The organism is Thioalkalivibrio sp. ALE20 (genome assembly GCF_000381405.1).
In the GTDB taxonomy this organism is placed as follows: Bacteria; Pseudomonadota; Gammaproteobacteria; order Ectothiorhodospirales; family Ectothiorhodospiraceae; genus Thioalkalivibrio.
Window position 1 is genome coordinate 50,576 of sequence record NZ_KB906478.1, and the last position, 14,756, is coordinate 65,331.

15 protein-coding genes and 1 tRNA gene are annotated in these 14,756 nt (G+C 68.6%); 7 read left to right on the plus strand and 9 right to left on the minus strand.

Translation table 11 applies throughout. The features are described 5' to 3' along the window. Positions 1–2 precede the first annotated feature (2 nt). A complete protein-coding gene (locus F790_RS0111225) occupies positions 3–1,154 on the minus strand; it encodes an MlaE family lipid ABC transporter permease subunit (RefSeq protein ID WP_026332938.1) in 1,152 nt (383 codons plus the stop codon). A gap of 126 nt (positions 1,155–1,280) precedes the next feature. Here F790_RS0111225 and F790_RS0111230 point away from each other — a divergent pair, with 126 nt between their 5' ends. Genes F790_RS0111230 through F790_RS0111240 form a run of 3 tightly spaced genes read left to right on the plus strand, consistent with a single transcriptional unit; the run spans position 1,281 to position 5,268 of the window. Then, a complete protein-coding gene (locus F790_RS0111230) occupies positions 1,281–2,195 on the plus strand; it encodes a MoxR family ATPase (protein ID WP_019591711.1) in 915 nt (304 codons plus the stop codon). Then, a complete protein-coding gene (locus F790_RS0111235) occupies positions 2,177–3,202 on the plus strand; it encodes a DUF58 domain-containing protein (RefSeq protein WP_019591712.1) in 1,026 nt (341 codons plus the stop codon). The genes F790_RS0111230 and F790_RS0111235 overlap by 19 nt, the downstream gene beginning before the upstream one ends. Continuing rightward, positions 3,199–5,268 carry a DUF3488 and transglutaminase-like domain-containing protein gene (locus F790_RS0111240; RefSeq protein ID WP_019591713.1) on the plus strand — a complete coding sequence of 690 codons (2,070 nt, stop codon included), beginning with the start codon at positions 3,199–3,201 and terminating at the stop codon, positions 5,266–5,268. The genes F790_RS0111235 and F790_RS0111240 overlap by 4 nt, the downstream gene beginning before the upstream one ends. A gap of 36 nt (positions 5,269–5,304) precedes the next feature. Here the strand turns inward: F790_RS0111240 and F790_RS0111245 are convergent, their stop codons facing one another. From F790_RS0111245 to sdhC, 6 genes are read right to left on the minus strand one after another with little or no spacing between them, the layout of a single operon-like run. After that, positions 5,305–6,270, minus strand: coding sequence for a NifU family protein (locus F790_RS0111245; protein WP_019591714.1), 966 nt, complete (start codon positions 6,268–6,270; stop codon positions 5,305–5,307). Further along, positions 6,224–6,436, minus strand: coding sequence for a succinate dehydrogenase assembly factor 2 (locus F790_RS0111250; protein ID WP_051081911.1), 213 nt, complete (start codon positions 6,434–6,436; stop codon positions 6,224–6,226). The genes F790_RS0111245 and F790_RS0111250 overlap by 47 nt, the downstream gene beginning before the upstream one ends. A 41-nt stretch (positions 6,437–6,477) precedes the next feature. Next, the gene (locus F790_RS0111255; protein WP_018945634.1) at positions 6,478–7,179 is read right to left on the minus strand and encodes a succinate dehydrogenase iron-sulfur subunit; all 702 of its coding nucleotides are present in this window, start codon (positions 7,177–7,179) and stop codon (positions 6,478–6,480) included. Further along, on the minus strand, positions 7,179–8,954 hold the full coding sequence (gene sdhA / locus F790_RS0111260; protein ID WP_019589456.1) for a succinate dehydrogenase flavoprotein subunit: 1,776 nt from the start codon (positions 8,952–8,954) through the stop codon (positions 7,179–7,181). Before sdhA ends, F790_RS0111255 begins: the two co-directional genes overlap by 1 nt. Continuing rightward, on the minus strand, positions 8,951–9,289 hold the full coding sequence (gene sdhD / locus F790_RS0111265) for a succinate dehydrogenase, hydrophobic membrane anchor protein (protein WP_018870429.1): 339 nt from the start codon (positions 9,287–9,289) through the stop codon (positions 8,951–8,953). The genes sdhA and sdhD overlap by 4 nt, the downstream gene beginning before the upstream one ends. Further along, entirely contained in the window at positions 9,286–9,669 is a 384-nt protein-coding gene (sdhC, locus tag F790_RS0111270) for a succinate dehydrogenase, cytochrome b556 subunit (RefSeq protein ID WP_018870430.1), read from the minus strand. Before sdhC ends, sdhD begins: the two co-directional genes overlap by 4 nt. 112 nt (positions 9,670–9,781) lie before the next feature. Here sdhC and F790_RS0111275 point away from each other — a divergent pair, with 112 nt between their 5' ends. After that, positions 9,782–10,828 (plus strand): folate-binding protein YgfZ, encoded by a 1,047-nt coding sequence (locus F790_RS0111275; RefSeq protein ID WP_019591716.1) that lies wholly within the window; start codon positions 9,782–9,784, stop codon positions 10,826–10,828. Positions 10,829–10,831: 3 nt separating this feature from the next. After that, on the plus strand, positions 10,832–10,996 hold the full coding sequence (locus F790_RS14700) for a hypothetical protein (protein WP_018870432.1): 165 nt from the start codon (positions 10,832–10,834) through the stop codon (positions 10,994–10,996). 114 nt (positions 10,997–11,110) lie between these two features. Here the strand turns inward: F790_RS14700 and F790_RS0111285 are convergent. Further along, a tRNA-Ala gene (locus F790_RS0111285) sits at positions 11,111–11,186 on the minus strand. 237 nt (positions 11,187–11,423) lie between these two features. On the opposite strand from F790_RS0111285, the gene F790_RS0111290 reads away from it, so the two are divergent. Further along, positions 11,424–12,182: an MBL fold metallo-hydrolase gene (locus F790_RS0111290; RefSeq protein WP_019591717.1), complete on the plus strand. Its 759-nt coding sequence runs from the start codon at positions 11,424–11,426 to the stop codon at positions 12,180–12,182. A gap of 65 nt (positions 12,183–12,247) precedes the next feature. Then, positions 12,248–12,673 carry a glutathione S-transferase N-terminal domain-containing protein gene (locus F790_RS0111295; RefSeq protein ID WP_019022454.1) on the plus strand — a complete coding sequence of 142 codons (426 nt, stop codon included), beginning with the start codon at positions 12,248–12,250 and terminating at the stop codon, positions 12,671–12,673. Between the two features lie 48 nt (positions 12,674–12,721). Here F790_RS0111295 and F790_RS0111300 read toward each other — a convergent pair whose 3' ends face one another. Next, a complete protein-coding gene (locus F790_RS0111300) occupies positions 12,722–14,632 on the minus strand; it encodes a methyl-accepting chemotaxis protein (RefSeq protein WP_026332939.1) in 1,911 nt (636 codons plus the stop codon). Positions 14,633–14,756 lie beyond the last annotated feature (124 nt).

Below are 14,756 nucleotides of genomic sequence, written 5' to 3' on the forward strand. Positions count from 1 at the left end.
CCTCACACCCCCAGGTGATAGAACAGGACCGCGAACAGGCCGTCGAACACCACGATCAGGATGATCGCCGTAACCACCGCACTGGTGGTGGAGCCGCCCACCGCCGCCGCGCCGTTGCCGGTCTGCAGGCCGCGCAGGCAGCCAACGCTGGCCACCAGCAGGCCGAACACCCCGGCCTTGAACAATCCAGAGAACAGATCCGAAAGCGACACCGCGCCGGTCACCTGGTTGAGAAACGCAACCCACGGGATGCCGAAGCCCTGCAGCACCAGGGCCGCACCCAGCAGGCCAATCAGATTGGCGTACAGCGCCAGTAGCGGCGCGACCAGGATTCCCGCCAGCACCTTGGGCACCACCAGGAAGCGCACCGGATCCAGGGCCATGGTCTGCAGGGCATTCACCTCCTCGTTCACCTTCATGGTCCCGATCTCGGCGGCAAACGCAGCCCCCGAGCGCCCCGCCAGCAGGATCGCCATCATCAGCGGGCCCAGCTCGCGGAACAGCGACACCGCGACCAGATTGGCCACGAAGATCTCCGCGCCGAACTGACGCATCGCAATCGCCGACTGGAACGCCAGGATCACGCCCATCAGGAAGGCGATCAAAGAGACGATGGGCAGAGCCTGGAACCCGGCAACCTCGGCCACGCGAAAGGTGTCGCCCCAGCGCACCTGCCGCGGATGGCGCAGCGCCGCCCCCAGAGCACGGCCCAGTTCGCCGATGAACGCCATCTGCTCCCAGCCCGCGCGTCCCACCTGTCCGACCGCGTCCGTCCAGCGGCTGCGCCAGTCGCTGCGGCCCTCACCGCGCGCGGGCGTCACCGCATCCAGCTCGCGATACGGAGCCAGCTGCTCCTCGACCATGCGTGTGGCGCCGACCAGCTCCAGCGTCACCCCCCCGACCGCGGCATCGCGTTCCAGCGCGTGCAGCAGGGCGGCCCCGGCGCCGTCACAATAGCTCAGACCGGTGACATCCACGGGCAGGGTCCCGCCCCCCGCCTCGCGCGCCAGCAGGCGCACGCGATCGCGCAGCGGGCCCCAGGACCATTCCACCGCGGCGGTGTCCAGGCTGCCCGAAAGGCGCAGACCGGGGGACGGCCCGTCTGTGGCATCATGTTGGAAGGCTGGCCGCTGGGCCCCTGACGCTGTGTCCATGCCGTTTTCCCGACTCGTGCGCGACCATGGTAGCCGTGCCGGAGCGCGGGGGACACTCTGCAGATACAGGGGAACCATCCGGCCGCTACAAACTCTTCTGCAACTCCCCCATAACGCGAGAACGCCATGTCTTCGGGAACGGACGCCCTGCAGCGGGTGGAACAGGCCCTGAACCAGATCCTGCTCGGCAAGCCCCGCGCCATCCGTCTGGCGCTCACCTGCCTGCTGGCCAACGGCCATCTGCTGATCGAGGACCTGCCCGGCGTGGGCAAAACCACGCTGGCGCACGCACTGGCGCGGGCGATGAACCTGGACTATCGCCGGGTCCAGTTCACCAGCGACCTGCTCCCGGGTGATGTGCTGGGCGTGTCGGTGTTCGAACAGGGCAGCGGCGAATTCCGCTTTCATCCCGGGCCGATCTTCACCCAGGTGCTGCTGGCCGACGAGGTCAACCGCGCACCGCCGAAGACCCAGAGCGCCCTGCTGGAAGCCATGGAGGAACGCCAGGCCAGCGTGGAAGGCGCGACCCGCGACCTGCCCGAGCCGTTCTTCGTGATCGCCACCCAGAACCCCGAGGAGCAGGTCGGCACGCATCCGCTGCCGGAGTCGCAGCTGGACCGGTTCCTGATGCGCATCGAACTCGGCTACCCCGACCCAAGGGCCGAGCGCGCCCTGCTGGAACGCCGCGGGGACACCGGCCACCCGGCCCCGGACACCATGGCCACGCCGGAACAGCTGGCCCAGTGGCAGGCGTCCGTGGATGCCGTGCATGCCGATTCCAAGGTGCTCGACTATCTCCAGGAGCTGGTCGCTGCCAGCCGCGATACCGCCCGCTTTGCCCACGGCCTGTCGCCGCGTGCCGGCGTGGGCCTGCTGCGCGCGGCACGTGCCCACGCGTTCCTCGACGCGCGCGACTACATCACCCCCGACGACATCGCCCGGGTCCTGCCGGCGGTGGCCGGCCACCGCGTACGCGCCCGCGAGCCGCAGGATCCCGCCCGCACCGTGGAGGCCCTGCTGGAATGCGTGCCCAGCCGCTGAATCGCCGGCGACGCCTGCGCGGCACCTGGCAGCGCCTGCGCGACGACGCGATCCGCTGGATCAACCGCCGCCACGCGCACGACGGCGAGCATGCGCGGCTGGGCCGCGACCGCATCTACATCCTGCCCACCCGCGCCGGTTACACCCTGCTCGGGATCATCCTGATCATGCTGCTGGGCTCGATCAACTACGCCAACAACATGGCGTTCCTGCTGACCTTCCTGCTGGCCGGGATCGGGCACAACGCCATCTGGTACACCCATCGCAACCTGCTGGGACTGGAGATTCGCCCGCTGCCAATCGCCCCGGTGTTCGCCGGCAGCGCGCCCGAAGCGGAACTGCGACTCCATGAAACCGACGGCCGGGGGCGCGAAGCCATTACCGTGCGGGTCGGTGCACACGCTTGCGAACCGGTCGCGATCCCCGCGGGTGGCCGGGCCGATGCCCGCATCACCCTCCCCGCCGTGCCGCGCGGGGTCTACCGCCTGCCGCGCCAGCGCGTGGACACGCGCTTCCCCCTGGGGGTCCTGGAGGCCTGGAGTTGGCTCAATCTGGACGCCGAGATCCTGGTCTATCCGTCGCCCGTGGACCCGGGCCGGGCCCTGGCCGGACACGGCGACGGCGACGAGGACACCGGCGCCCGCGGACAGTCCGAGGAACCGCCCGACCACATCCGGCCCTACCGCCCCGGCGATCCGCCCGGCCGCATCATCTGGAAGGCCTATGCCCGCAGCGGCAAGCTGCACGTGCGCGAAAGCCCCGGCGGGGTACAGGACGACCTCTGGTTCGACTACGACGCACTGCCCCACGGCGACACCGAGACCCGCCTGTCGATGCTCTGCCATCAGGTGCTGGAGGCCCATGCGCAGGAGCGCGTCTGGGGCCTGCGTCTGCCGGGCCAGCGCATCGACCCCGGCCAGGGCCCGGAACATCGTGACCACTGCCTGCAGGCACTCGCGCGTTTTCGCACCGCCCCGGCACCCCTGCCGCTGGAGGACGGAGCATGAGGGAGGGCTGGCTCACCCGCCCGGGCCCGCCGCGCGACGAACTGCGCGGGCTGGGCATCGCGCTGATCGCCCTGCCCGTGGCCGCGCTGCCGCACGCCTGGTACCAGCCGGCCTGGGTGACCCTGCTGATGGCCCTGGCCGTGCTGCTGCGCGGCTGGGTGCACTGGCGCGGGACCCGCGCGCCCTCGCTGTGGGTGATGAGCCTCCTCGCCCTGGGGGCCGGCGCCATGACCCTGGCACATTACGGCACCCTGTTCGGCCAGGAGGCCGGCAGCGCGCTGCTGCTGGTGATGATCGCCCTGAAGCTGCTGGAGGCGCGCAGCCGACGCGACGTGGTCATTGCGCTGTTTCTGGGTTATTTCGTCATCGTCACCACGTATTTCTTCGACCAGGCCTTCTGGATCGGGCTGTGGTCGCTGCTGGGGGCGCTGCTGCTGACCGCGGCCCTGGTGCAGCTGCACGCCGCCCGCCCGCTGACGCCCGGTTATCTGGCCCGCCGCGCCGGGACCATGCTGGTGCACGCCCTGCCGTTCATGCTCATCCTGTTCATCGTCTTCCCGCGCATCGAAGGGCCGCTCTGGGGCGATCGCGAGGACCGGGACAACACCGCGCAGACCGGCCTGTCCGACGAGATGAACCCCGGCGACATGGCCGAACTGCTGCAGGACGAAACCGTCGCCGCCCGGGTCGAATTCGACGGCGAGATCCCGCCGACCCGCGCACAATACTGGCGGAGCATGGTGATGACCGACTTCGACGGCCGCCAGTGGCGGGCCGATCGTGGAGATTCTTCGATCGAGCCGCCCGCGGTGGAGGGCGATACCGTCGACTACACCGTCACGCTGGAACCCACGCGTTCCCGCTACCTGCCGGTTCTGGAATATCCCGCCCGCTTGCCCGACGATGCCGAGCTGCGCGCGAACCATCAGGTCATCCGCGACCAGCGCATCACCGGGCGCATCCAGTACACCGCCAGCGCCGATCTGACGCGCCCCCCGGGCAGCGACGCCGACGTCCCCGCCCTGGACCCCGAGACCCGCGAGCGGGCGCTGGCGCTGCCCCCGGGCGCCGCGCCGCAGGCCCGCGCCCAGGCCGGACTCTGGACGGCCACGCACGACGACCCGCGCGCCATCATTGAAACCGCCCTGGCGCGTTTCTCCGGCGAACCCTACCGCTACACCCTGCAGCCACCGCAGACGACGGGCGATCACACCGATGCGTTCCTGTTCGATACCCACGCCGGCTACTGCGAACACTACGCCTCGGCGTTCGCGGTGCTGATGCGGGCGGCGGGCATCCCCGCGCGGGTGGTCACCGGCTATCACGGAGGCGAGTGGCGCGAACGCGGTGGCTATCTGCGGCTGCGCAACGCCGACGCCCATGCCTGGAACGAGGTCTGGATCGACGGCGAGGGCTGGCTACGGGTCGACCCCACCGCGGCGATCGCGCCCGAGCGCATCGAGCAGGGCCTGCAGGGCCTGTCACCCTCCGAGGGCGAGCAGACACCGGACTTCCTGCGCCGCGAGGGCCTCTCCTGGCTGCAGCAGGCGCGTTTCGAGCTGCAGGACTGGCGAGAGTTCATCGGCTTTCGCTGGGAGACCTGGGTGCTGGCGTTCACCCCGGAGCGTCAGCAGCGGCTGTTCGAGCGCTTTGGCCTGGATCCTCGCGACTGGCGCAGCGTGCTGATCGCGCTGGGGGTCAGCTTCGGCACCCTGGCCGCCGGGGTCGCGCTGTGGCTGCTGCTGCGCGGACGCGAGCGCCGGGATCCGGGGCAGCGCGCCCTGTACCGGCTGTCCCGGCGCCTGCGCGGCGCGGGCCTGGCGCACCAGCCGCACGAGAGCGTGGATGCCTGGGTCCGGCGCGTGGCCGCGGCCCGGCCGCAGGACCGCGAAGCCCTGGAGGCTTTCGCCCGGCACTACAACGCCCTGCGCTTCGCGCCGCTGGACAGACAGGGACGACACGAACAGCGCCAGGCCCTGAAGGCCACCCTCGCCCGCATCCCGCGGCGCCGGCCGGCCACGGCCACGGACACGGACGCGGAAACGCCTGCCAACACCCGGCCCTGAGCGGGGCTCCGGGTCAGGAGCGGGGGGTCAGCGGGATCAGAAGGTATTGGCCACCGAGGCCACGCCCGGCGCCCGCGAGCGGACCAGGCGTTCGACCACATTCTTGAGATCCAGGGTGGAACGCGGGCAGCCGACGCAGGCCCCCTTCAGGCGCACGCGCACGGTGCGCCCGTCCAGCTCGACGAACTCGATGTCGCCGCCATCCTGCATCATGATGCGCCGCGCCTCCTCGATGGCCTCGCGCACCGCGTCCTCGTCGATGGGGCCGTCGGCCGGCACGTCGGCCTGTTCCCGGGCCGCATGGGTCTGGGCCCGGTCCAGGCGCAGCGCCAGCTCCGGATCGAGCTCCTCGATCGCGTCCAGCTCTTCCTCGCTGTAGACGTGATCGGGGTCGTCCTTCAGCAGGTGCGACACGTCCACCATGACCTGTGCGTTGTCGGGACGCGTTTGATCTCCCGCCATGATCCGGCCTCCGCTAGCTCGCAGTGCGGTCAGTATAGCAACGCCGCGCGCGATCACGTCGCGAGGCCTCACCGGCTCCCCGGATTCCGCCGGACCCGGCGCGGGCCAGCGCAGGCGCATGCGCAACCGGCGCAGGTCGTCCGCATCCACCCGCCCCGGGTACAGCCACAGGGTCCCCGGGCGCCCCCCACCAGCGGGGCGATAGCGCAGCACCACACGGGTCGCGAACACCCGGGTGTCCGGCAGGATCTCGATATCGTGAATGCGTTCCTGGCGCAGGCCCTCGGCGGTGGCCAGCCACCAGCGCCCGTGCGCGGTGCAGCCCAGCCAGTCGAAGTGCGGCTGGCGGCCACGCCGGGACCAGCCGAACGCGGCCGCCACCAGTACGCCCGCCGCCGGCCATGTCCACCACACGCCGTAGACCAGCGCGTACAGCACGACCGCGGTGCTCAGCAGCACCTGACCGGCGAGGATCCGGCGCGCGAGCCCCGGATCAGGGTGCAGGCGCAGCCGCAGCGGCGGCGCGGATGAGCGGGGCAAGCCGGGCTATCCCGGCATCCGCGGTGGTCTGGCGGCCCATGACCACCTCGTAGAGCACGTTGTCGGGGTAATCCAGCAGCCGTTCGAAGGCATTGCGACCCTCCTGGTCCAGTTGCGCATATCCCTGCGCGAGAAACTCCCCGAGCAGCCAGTCGTTCTCCAGCATGCCGCGACGGCAGCGCCAGCGCGTGCGGCTGTCGGGTTCCGTCACAGTGACCTCTTCAGCATGGTGCGGCGGATGTCGCTGATCGCCTTCGCCGGATTGAGGCCCTTGGGACAGACCTGGGTGCAGTTCATGATGGTGTGACAGCGGTACAGCTTCCAGGCATCGTCCAGCCGCTCCAGCCGGTGCTCGGTCGCCTCGTCGCGGGTGTCCTTGATGAAGCGCGCGGCCTGCAGCAGCGCGGCGGGGCCGAGGAACTTGTCCGGGTTCCACCAGTACGACGGGCAGGCCGCCGAACAGCAGCCGCACAGGATGCATTCGTACAGCCCGTCCAGCTCGTCGCGGTCGGCCGGATCCTGCTTGCGCTCTACCTCGGGCTCCGGGCTGTCGTTCACCAGCCAGGGCTCGGCGGCCCGGTACTGGTCCCAGAAATTGGTCATGTCCACGATCAGGTCGCGGATCACCGGCATCCCCGGGAACGGACGCAGGGTCACCGGGGTATCCAGCTCCTCCAGCGGCGTCACGCAGGCCAGTCCGTTGGTGCCGTTGATGCTCATGCCGTCGGAGCCGCAGACCCCGTGCTGACAGGAACGCCGGAAACCCAGCGAGTCGTCCTGCTCCTTCAGCAGCAGCAGGGCATCCAGCAGCATCATCCCCGGCTCCACCTGCTCGTCGGGCAGGGTGAAACGCTGCATCTTCGGCAGCGTGTCGGTTTCCGGGTTGAAGCGGTAGATCGAGAATTCCATCAGTAGGTGCGCTCCTTCGGCGGGAACGAGGCCACGGTATTCGGCCGGGTCCGCACCGGCTTGTAGTCGAGGCTGTCGTCCTCCAGCGAGTACAGGCTGTGACGCAGCCAGCGCTGATCGTCGCGTTCCGGGAAGTCGATGCGCGAATGCGCGCCACGGCTCTCCTCGCGTCCCAGCGCGGAGCGGATGGTGGCGATCGCGCAGTCCATCAGGTTCTCCAGCTCCATCGCCTCCACCCGCGCGGTGTTGAACGTGGGCGTGTGGTCATGGATCACCGCGTGGTCCAGGCGCCGGCGCAGCTCCCGTACCTTCTCCACACCCTCGCGCATCACCTCGTCGGTGCGGAACACCGAACAGTGGTCCTCCATCACCTTGCGCAGTTCGCGCTTGAGCCCGTCCACCGACTCGATCTCGCCGGTGCCCGAATCCCGCCGATCCCAGCGGGCGAGCCGCGCCATGGCCTGCTCCACCGCGGATTCGTCCAGCGGCCGGTGATAGCGGTTTTCCTCGAGGTATTCGAGGATGTGATTGGCTGCGGCGCGGCCGAACACCAGGATGTCCAGCAACGAGTTGCCCCCCAGCCGGTTCGCCCCGTGGACGGATACACAGGCCGCCTCGCCGGCGGCATAAAGCCCCGGCACCGGGTCCTCGGGCGAGTCCTTGACGGGCGCGACCACCTGCCCGTCGCGGTTGGTGGGGATCCCGCCCATGCTGTAGTGACAGGTCGGGAACACCGGGATCGGCGCGTCGATCGGGTCCACGTTGAGAAAGGTCTGGCTGGCCTCGCGGATGCCCGGCAGGCGCTGCATGATGGTGTCCGCCCCCAGATGGCGCAGGTCGAGGAACACGTGATCGGCGTTGCGCCCGCAGCCGCGGCCTTCGCGCACCTCGGTGGCGATCGCACGCGAGACCACGTCGCGCGAGGCCAGATCCTTCGCGTTCGGCGCATAGCGCTCCATGAAGCGCTCGCCATCGGAATTGATCAGGTAGCCGCCCTCGCCGCGCGCGCCCTCGGTGATCAGCATCCCGCGCCCGGCGATCCCGGTGGGATGGAACTGCACGAATTCCATGTCCTCCAGCGGGATCCCCGCGCGCAGGGCCATCGCCATGCCGTCGCCGGTGTTGATCAGCGCATTGGTGGTGGTGCGGAACAGCTGCCCCGCCCCGCCGGTGGCGATCAGCGTGGTCTTGGCCTCGATCACGATCGGCTCGCCACTGAGGATCTCGAACGCCAGCACCCCCAGCACGTGGCCCTCGGCATCGCGCAGCAGGTCCACAGCGAAATATTCGTCGAAGAAATGGGTGCGCGCGCGCAGGTTCTGCTGGTAAAGCGAGTGCAGGATCGCGTGGCCGGTGCGGTCGGCGGCGGCGCAGGTGCGCGCGGCCTGGTCCTGACCGAAGTTCTGGCTCTGCCCGCCGAACGCCCGCTGGTAGATGTTGCCGTTGTCCAGGCGCGAGAACGGCACGCCGAAGTGGTCCAGCTCGTAGACCACCCTGGAGGCGGCGCGACACATGTATTCGATCGCGTCCTGGTCGCCGAGGTAGTCGGAACCCTTCACCGTGTCGAACATGTGCCAGTGCCAGGAATCGGGCAGCACGTTGGCCAGCGCGGCGTTCACCCCGCCCTGCGCCGCCACGGTATGCGAGCGCGTGGGGAACACCTTGGACACCACGGCCACCTTGGCCTCGGCGTTGGACAGCTGCAGGGCTGCCCGCAGGCCGGCCCCGCCGGCCCCGATGATGAGGGCGTCGAACTTGCGCCGGGTCACGTTCATGAAAGCCATGCCTTGAACAGGATTGCGAAGGCCCACAGGCCGAGGATCAGCAGGCCGGTGGCCGACAGGATCAGCACCGTCAGACGGGTGCCGAAGGGATGGACGTAGTCCATGATCACGTCGCGCAGGCCGATCCATGCGTGCAGCAGCAGGGCTACCACGCCCACCGCCGTCAGCAGGCCCACCAGCGGATGCCCGACAAAGGCGAGCCAGCGGGCATGATCGGCCGGCGCGAAGAAGATGAAATAGCCCAGCATCAGCACGGTGAACACGCCCAGATACACCGCAGTGATCCGCTGCAGCAGCCAGGCGCGCTGTCCGCTCAGGAGTCTCACAGCCACAGCCCTCCCCAGACGATCAGGGTGGCGACGATCCCCGCAATCAGGGCCTGGCGCGCGGTGCGCAGCGACCCCTCGCGGTCCTCGCCGATCCCGAATTCCATCGCCAGATAGCGGATGCCCGCGAACAGGTGATGCAGCAGCCACCACAGGACACCCAGCAGCACCAGCAGGCCCAGCGGGTGACCGACCCAGCCGGCCACGCGGGCAAAACCCTGGGGGCCGGACAGCGAGAGCTGCAGCAGCCACAACAGCACGGGGATCGCGAGAATCAGCAGCACGCCGGTCACGCGGTGCAGAATCGAGACCACGGCATTCAGCGGAAACCGGATCCTGCGCAGATCGAGGAAAACGGGACGAACCGGTGACCGGGGCATGCGACCTCTCGCTCGTGATGGGCGACATAAGGGATCCTGACACCCGACACGGCGTTCGTCTACTATCGGGCCGCCAGGGAAATGCCGCCCCCGCGGCTACAGGAGATGCGTGATGCGCGAAGACTGGAAGAAACACCTTGTCGATTCCGGTGCCGAATTCGAGGGCGACGAGCTCGTCCACTACGGCAACCCGGAGCGTGAACGGCAGATGGCCGTCAACGGCGATGTCATCTGCGACCTTTCCCATCGCGGGCTGCTGGAGATTCGCGGTGCCGATGCCACCGAATTCCTCCAGGGCCAGTTCGGCAACGATATCCGGCAGGTGGACGAGCGCCACGCCCAGCTGTCCAGCTACGCCAGCCCCAAGGGCCGCACCTATGCGGTGTTCCGTGTCCTGCGCACTCAGGACGGCTATCTGCTGGAGATGCCGGCGGATCGCGTGGAGCCGGTCGCCAAACGACTGCAGATGTTCGTCCTGCGCTCCGACGTGATCATCGAGCAGGCCGGCGACAGCCGCATCCGCTTCGGCCTGTCCGGTCCGGATGCCGAGAAGGAGCTGCAGGACGCCCTGGGCGCCTGTCCCGCGGAGATCCACGAGGTCGTGGAAAAGGACGGGGTGACGGCGGTGCGCGTGCACGGAGTGCACCCGCGTTTCGAACTGTTCGGCGGCCTCGACGCGATGCGCCGGCTGTGGGACGCCCTCAACGTGCGCGGCGCCCCGGTAGGCCCGCACGAATGGCAGCTGCTGGACATCCTCGCCGGGATCCCGAGCGTGGTCGAGGCCACCACCGAGATGTTCGTGCCGCAGATGCTGAACCTCCACGCCCTGGGCGCGATCAGCTTCGACAAGGGCTGCTATCCGGGGCAGGAGGTGGTCGCGCGCATGCACTACCTCGGCAAGCTCAAGCGGCGCATGTTCCGCCTCGCGATCCAGGATGGCGAGCGCCCGACGCCGGGCATGCCGGTATTCCGCGCCGATGGCAACCCGGATCAGGCCGATGGCGAACTGGTGGCCGCCGAACTGCACCCCGACGGCCAGTACTCCGCACTGGCGGTGCTCAAGGTGGACGCGGCCGAGGCCGAACTGCGCTGCGGCGCCCCGGACGGCGCGCCGGTGACGCTGTGCGACCTCCCCTACGACGTTCCCGAAGGGGCCTGACGCATGCGCTTTCTGTTCTTCTTCTTCGTCCTGATCCTGCTGGCGCTGTGGGCGGCGTTCTTCAGCCGCCCCAACAATCCAACCCTGTCCAACTGGCTGTACGCCCTGGCCGGGGTGCTGGCGATCCTGTTCCTGATCGGCTACCTCCGCCTCGACGGGGTGATATAGCCCCTCGGGACACCCGTACCCCATGCCCTCTTGTTTTTTGTTGGGGTCATGGATGGGTACACACACAAAAAGGCCCCGCCGGTTACGACCGACGGGGCCTTTTTGCGAGGTGTTTGGTGGAGCGGAGGAGGATCGAACTCCCGACCTTCGCGTTGCGAACGCGACGCTCTCCCAGCTGAGCTACCGCCCCTCGAGATGCTGCGCATTCTAGCAGGGACCCGAGCCCACGGGAACCCCGGCGACCATCCGGGTGCTCCCGGGACCGGGTCGCATTTCGGCAACGGGTGCCGCAATCCGTGCGCCGTTTCGCGTGCGGCAGGACAGGCAGCCGCCTAGAATGAGATCCCTGATCGAGTCATTTGCCACAGCTCATGAACGCGCATCTTCCCTTGATGACTGGCCCCATACCCCTTCGCCGGAGCCCGGAATGAGCCTCTCCGTGCGTATCCTGGGCGCCAGCGGCGGCATCGGGCCGGGCCGCCGCACCACTTCCATCCTGATCGACGCCGGCAGCGGCGTGGGCGATCTCGAGCTCGAGGAACTGCAGGCGATTCGCCACGTCTTCCTGACGCACTCGCACCTCGACCACGTGGCATTCCTGCCACTGCTGATCGACACGGTATTCCGGGTGGATGCCCCGCCGGTCACGGTGCACGCCCTGCCGGAGACCCTGGAAGCCCTGCAGCGCCACATCTTCAACTGGGTGATCTGGCCCGATTTCACTGCCCTGCCCTCGCCCGAGCAACCGGCGCTGCGCTTTCGCCCGCTGGGTGCCGGCGAGCAGATGGACATCGACGGACGCTCCGTCACGGCCCTTCCCGCGATGCACACCGTCCCGGCGGTAGGGTATTCGGTGAGCCGGCCGGATGCCGGGGCCTTTGCGTTCAGCGGCGACACCACTTCGACCCGCGGTCTGTGGCAGACCCTGAATGCCCTGCCCCGCCTCGATCTGCTGATGATCGAAACCGGGCTGCCGGACGAGATGGATCATCTCGCCGGTGCCACCCGCCACTACACCCCGCTGCAGCTGGCGCGCGATCTCGACCATCTGCGGCATCGCCCGCGTATCGCGGTGACCCACCTCAAGCCGGGCTACGAACAGACCATCCGTGAACAGCTGGCCGCGCGCAACAATGGCGACATGATCGTTCTCGACGGCGACGAGCACTTCGAGCTGGCCGGCTGACCCCGGCCACCGAGCGCCGCTGCGTCCGGATTGGTCGCAAACCGGAGCTGTGGCATCCTTGGCGGATGCGACCCCTGATCCGACTCTTTTTCCGCGGCGTGCGCCTGGTTCTCACGCCCTTCATGCTCGTGGGCGAGAAGGTGACCCGCCCGCGCGGAATCCAGCGTGACCCCGAAGAACAGGCACGGGTGGACGAACAGACCCGCGCCCTCGCGCTCTACCACTTCCCCGCCTGTCCGTTCTGCATCAAGGCGCGCCGTGCCATGCAGCGCCTGTCACTGGACATCGAACTGCGCAATGCCCAGCCGGCCGGCGAACACCGCGAGACCCTGCAGACGGAAGGCGGCAAGCTGCAGGTTCCCTGCCTGCGGATCGAGGAAGAAGACGGCAGCGTGCGCTGGCTGTACGAATCGGGCGCGATCATCGACTACCTCGAGTCGCGCTTTGATCCGGCCCGGGCCGCTGCCGACCGCCATACCGAGGGCTCCTGAACCCGCAAATGACAGGGGGCGGCACGTGCCCGCCCCCTCGGGACCGGATCAGACCCGGAAGTGCCCCACCCGCTGCTGCTGTTCGGAAGCCAGCTTCGACAGCTCTTCCGAGGCATTCGCGATCTCGCGCGAGCCGCTGGCCGTCTCGTCCAGCACCTGGGTGATGTTGGAGATGTTGCGGTTGATCTCCTCGGCCACCGAGGACTGTTCCTCGGCCGCGCTGGCGATCTGCGTATTCATCTCCGAGATGGTGGTCACCGACTGCGTGATCGACTCCAGCGACTCGCCCGCCTCGTTCACCTTCTCGCGGCTCGAATGCGCCCGGTTCTTGCCTTCTTCCATCGCCTGAACCGCCTCGCGCGTGCCGTTCTGGACGCGTTCGATCATACCCTGGATCTCGTGGGTCGAATCCTGGGTCCGGCTCGCCAGGGTCCGCACCTCGTCGGCCACGACCGCGAAGCCGCGGCCCTGCTCGCCGGCCCGCGCCGCCTCGATGGCCGCGTTCAGCGCCAGCAGGTTGGTCTGATCGGCGATGTCGCCGATCACCTCCAGCACCTTGTTGATCTCCTCGGCATCGGTCGACAGCCGCTCGATCACCTCGGCGGTGTTGTCCACCTGCGAGGTCAGGTGGTTGATCGACTGCACCGTCTGTTGCACCAGCTCGCGCCCGGCGTCGGCATCCTTGTCGGTGGTCTGCGCCGCGGTAGCCGCATCCGAGGCGTTGCGCGCAACCTCGGCAACCGTCGCGGTCATCTCGTTCATCGCGGTGGCCACCTGGTCGACCTCGTCCTTCTGCCGCGTGACCTGACCGTTGGTCTGTTCGCTGGTCGCGGACAGCTCATTGGCCGCGGCCGCCACCTGATCGCCACCGGCGGCGACTTCCTTGACCAGGTCCTGGATCTTGCCCACGAAGCGGTTGAACGCCGCCGCCAGATCTCCCAGCTCGTTGTTGCCGTCGGCCTCGAGCCGGCGCGTCAGGTCTCCGTCGCCGGACGCGATGTCATCCAGACGCGTGACGGTCTGGCGCAGCGGCCGCACGATGCTGCGCGACAGCAGCCAGGCCAGCAGCAGACCAAAACCGATGGCGACCACGCCCACCGCCACCACGGTGGTGGTGGCATTGCGGGCCATCGCCACGTATTCGCTGCGATCGACCATCAGCTCCAGCACGCCCACCGGCTCGCCGGAGAAATCCTCCACCGCGCGCCCGACCACGGCCATCGGGCGGCCGTCGTGGCGAACGTTGCGGATCATCTCCTCGCCGTCGAGGATGCGCCGCATCTCCTCCCGACTGAAGGCCGACTCGCCATTGATGGTTCCGGCAAAGACCTCGAAACCGCCATCACGATCGAGGTGTACCGCCACGGGTGATCCGGTTTCCTCGGTGAAGGACTCGAAGAAGGCGTCATCGAAGGCCATGCCGAATTCCAGCGAGCCGATGTGCTCGTTCTGGTAGGACACCGGCACCATCCCGCGGATCCCGATGCCGAACGGTCCCTCTTCCAGCCCGGTGATCGGCTGCCGATTGCGGTTCACCTCCAGGATCGTCTGGCGCACGTCCGACAGGTCGTCGCCGTAGTTGTCGGGACTGTGGGTACGCAGGAAAGAGGTCGCCGGCGGCGTATGGAAGTGATACTGGCGCACGTCGTGCTCGTCGCGCAGCTGGCCATATCCCGGCTCGGTCAGTTCCAGCAGGCGCTCACGATCCCCCTCGGCGAACGCCTGCTGAATCACCGGGATCTCGGCGATGGCCCGCGCCATCGACTCGCCCCGTTCGGCTTCCTGTTCCAGCTGGCGGATCAGCAGCCCGCTCAGGTCGTTCAGCTCCCGTTGCTCCGCGCGATCGGCCATCGTGCCGAGGCTGTTCATCACGACGACCAGCGTGAGCACCACAACCGCCACCACCACGATGGTGACGCCGCCCATCAAGCGCGTTCCGATACGGATATTCCTGAGCATGGCTTTCCCTCTTTTGGTGTTCCGGCATTCTGATCAATGCGCATTCCGCCGGGCCCTGCGCAGCCGGATGGCTACATCAGCATGCCCTCACATGCTAACGGCGGCCATCCGGAAACCTTGATCC

What these genes read in the sequence shown, in the direction of transcription:
- F790_RS0111225 (WP_026332938.1), bottom strand. Translation starts at nt 1,154, where the DNA reads ATGGACACAGCGTCAGGGGCCCAGCGGCCAGCCTTCCAACATGATGCC.
- F790_RS0111230 (WP_019591711.1), top strand. Translation starts at nt 1,281, where the DNA reads ATGTCTTCGGGAACGGACGCCCTGCAGCGGGTGGAACAGGCCCTGAAC.
- F790_RS0111235 (WP_019591712.1), top strand. Translation starts at nt 2,177, where the DNA reads ATGCGTGCCCAGCCGCTGAATCGCCGGCGACGCCTGCGCGGCACCTGG.
- F790_RS0111240 (WP_019591713.1), top strand. Translation starts at nt 3,199, where the DNA reads ATGAGGGAGGGCTGGCTCACCCGCCCGGGCCCGCCGCGCGACGAACTG.
- F790_RS0111250 (WP_051081911.1), bottom strand. Translation starts at nt 6,436, where the DNA reads ATGCTGGAGAACGACTGGCTGCTCGGGGAGTTTCTCGCGCAGGGATAT.
- F790_RS0111255 (WP_018945634.1), bottom strand. Translation starts at nt 7,179, where the DNA reads ATGGAATTCTCGATCTACCGCTTCAACCCGGAAACCGACACGCTGCCG.
- sdhA (WP_019589456.1), bottom strand. Translation starts at nt 8,954, where the DNA reads ATGAACGTGACCCGGCGCAAGTTCGACGCCCTCATCATCGGGGCCGGC.
- sdhC (WP_018870430.1), bottom strand. Translation starts at nt 9,669, where the DNA reads ATGCCCCGGTCACCGGTTCGTCCCGTTTTCCTCGATCTGCGCAGGATC.
- F790_RS0111275 (WP_019591716.1), top strand. Translation starts at nt 9,782, where the DNA reads ATGCGCGAAGACTGGAAGAAACACCTTGTCGATTCCGGTGCCGAATTC.
- F790_RS14700 (WP_018870432.1), top strand. Translation starts at nt 10,832, where the DNA reads ATGCGCTTTCTGTTCTTCTTCTTCGTCCTGATCCTGCTGGCGCTGTGG.
- F790_RS0111290 (WP_019591717.1), top strand. Translation starts at nt 11,424, where the DNA reads ATGAGCCTCTCCGTGCGTATCCTGGGCGCCAGCGGCGGCATCGGGCCG.
- F790_RS0111295 (WP_019022454.1), top strand. Translation starts at nt 12,248, where the DNA reads ATGCGACCCCTGATCCGACTCTTTTTCCGCGGCGTGCGCCTGGTTCTC.
- F790_RS0111300 (WP_026332939.1), bottom strand. Translation starts at nt 14,632, where the DNA reads ATGCTCAGGAATATCCGTATCGGAACGCGCTTGATGGGCGGCGTCACC.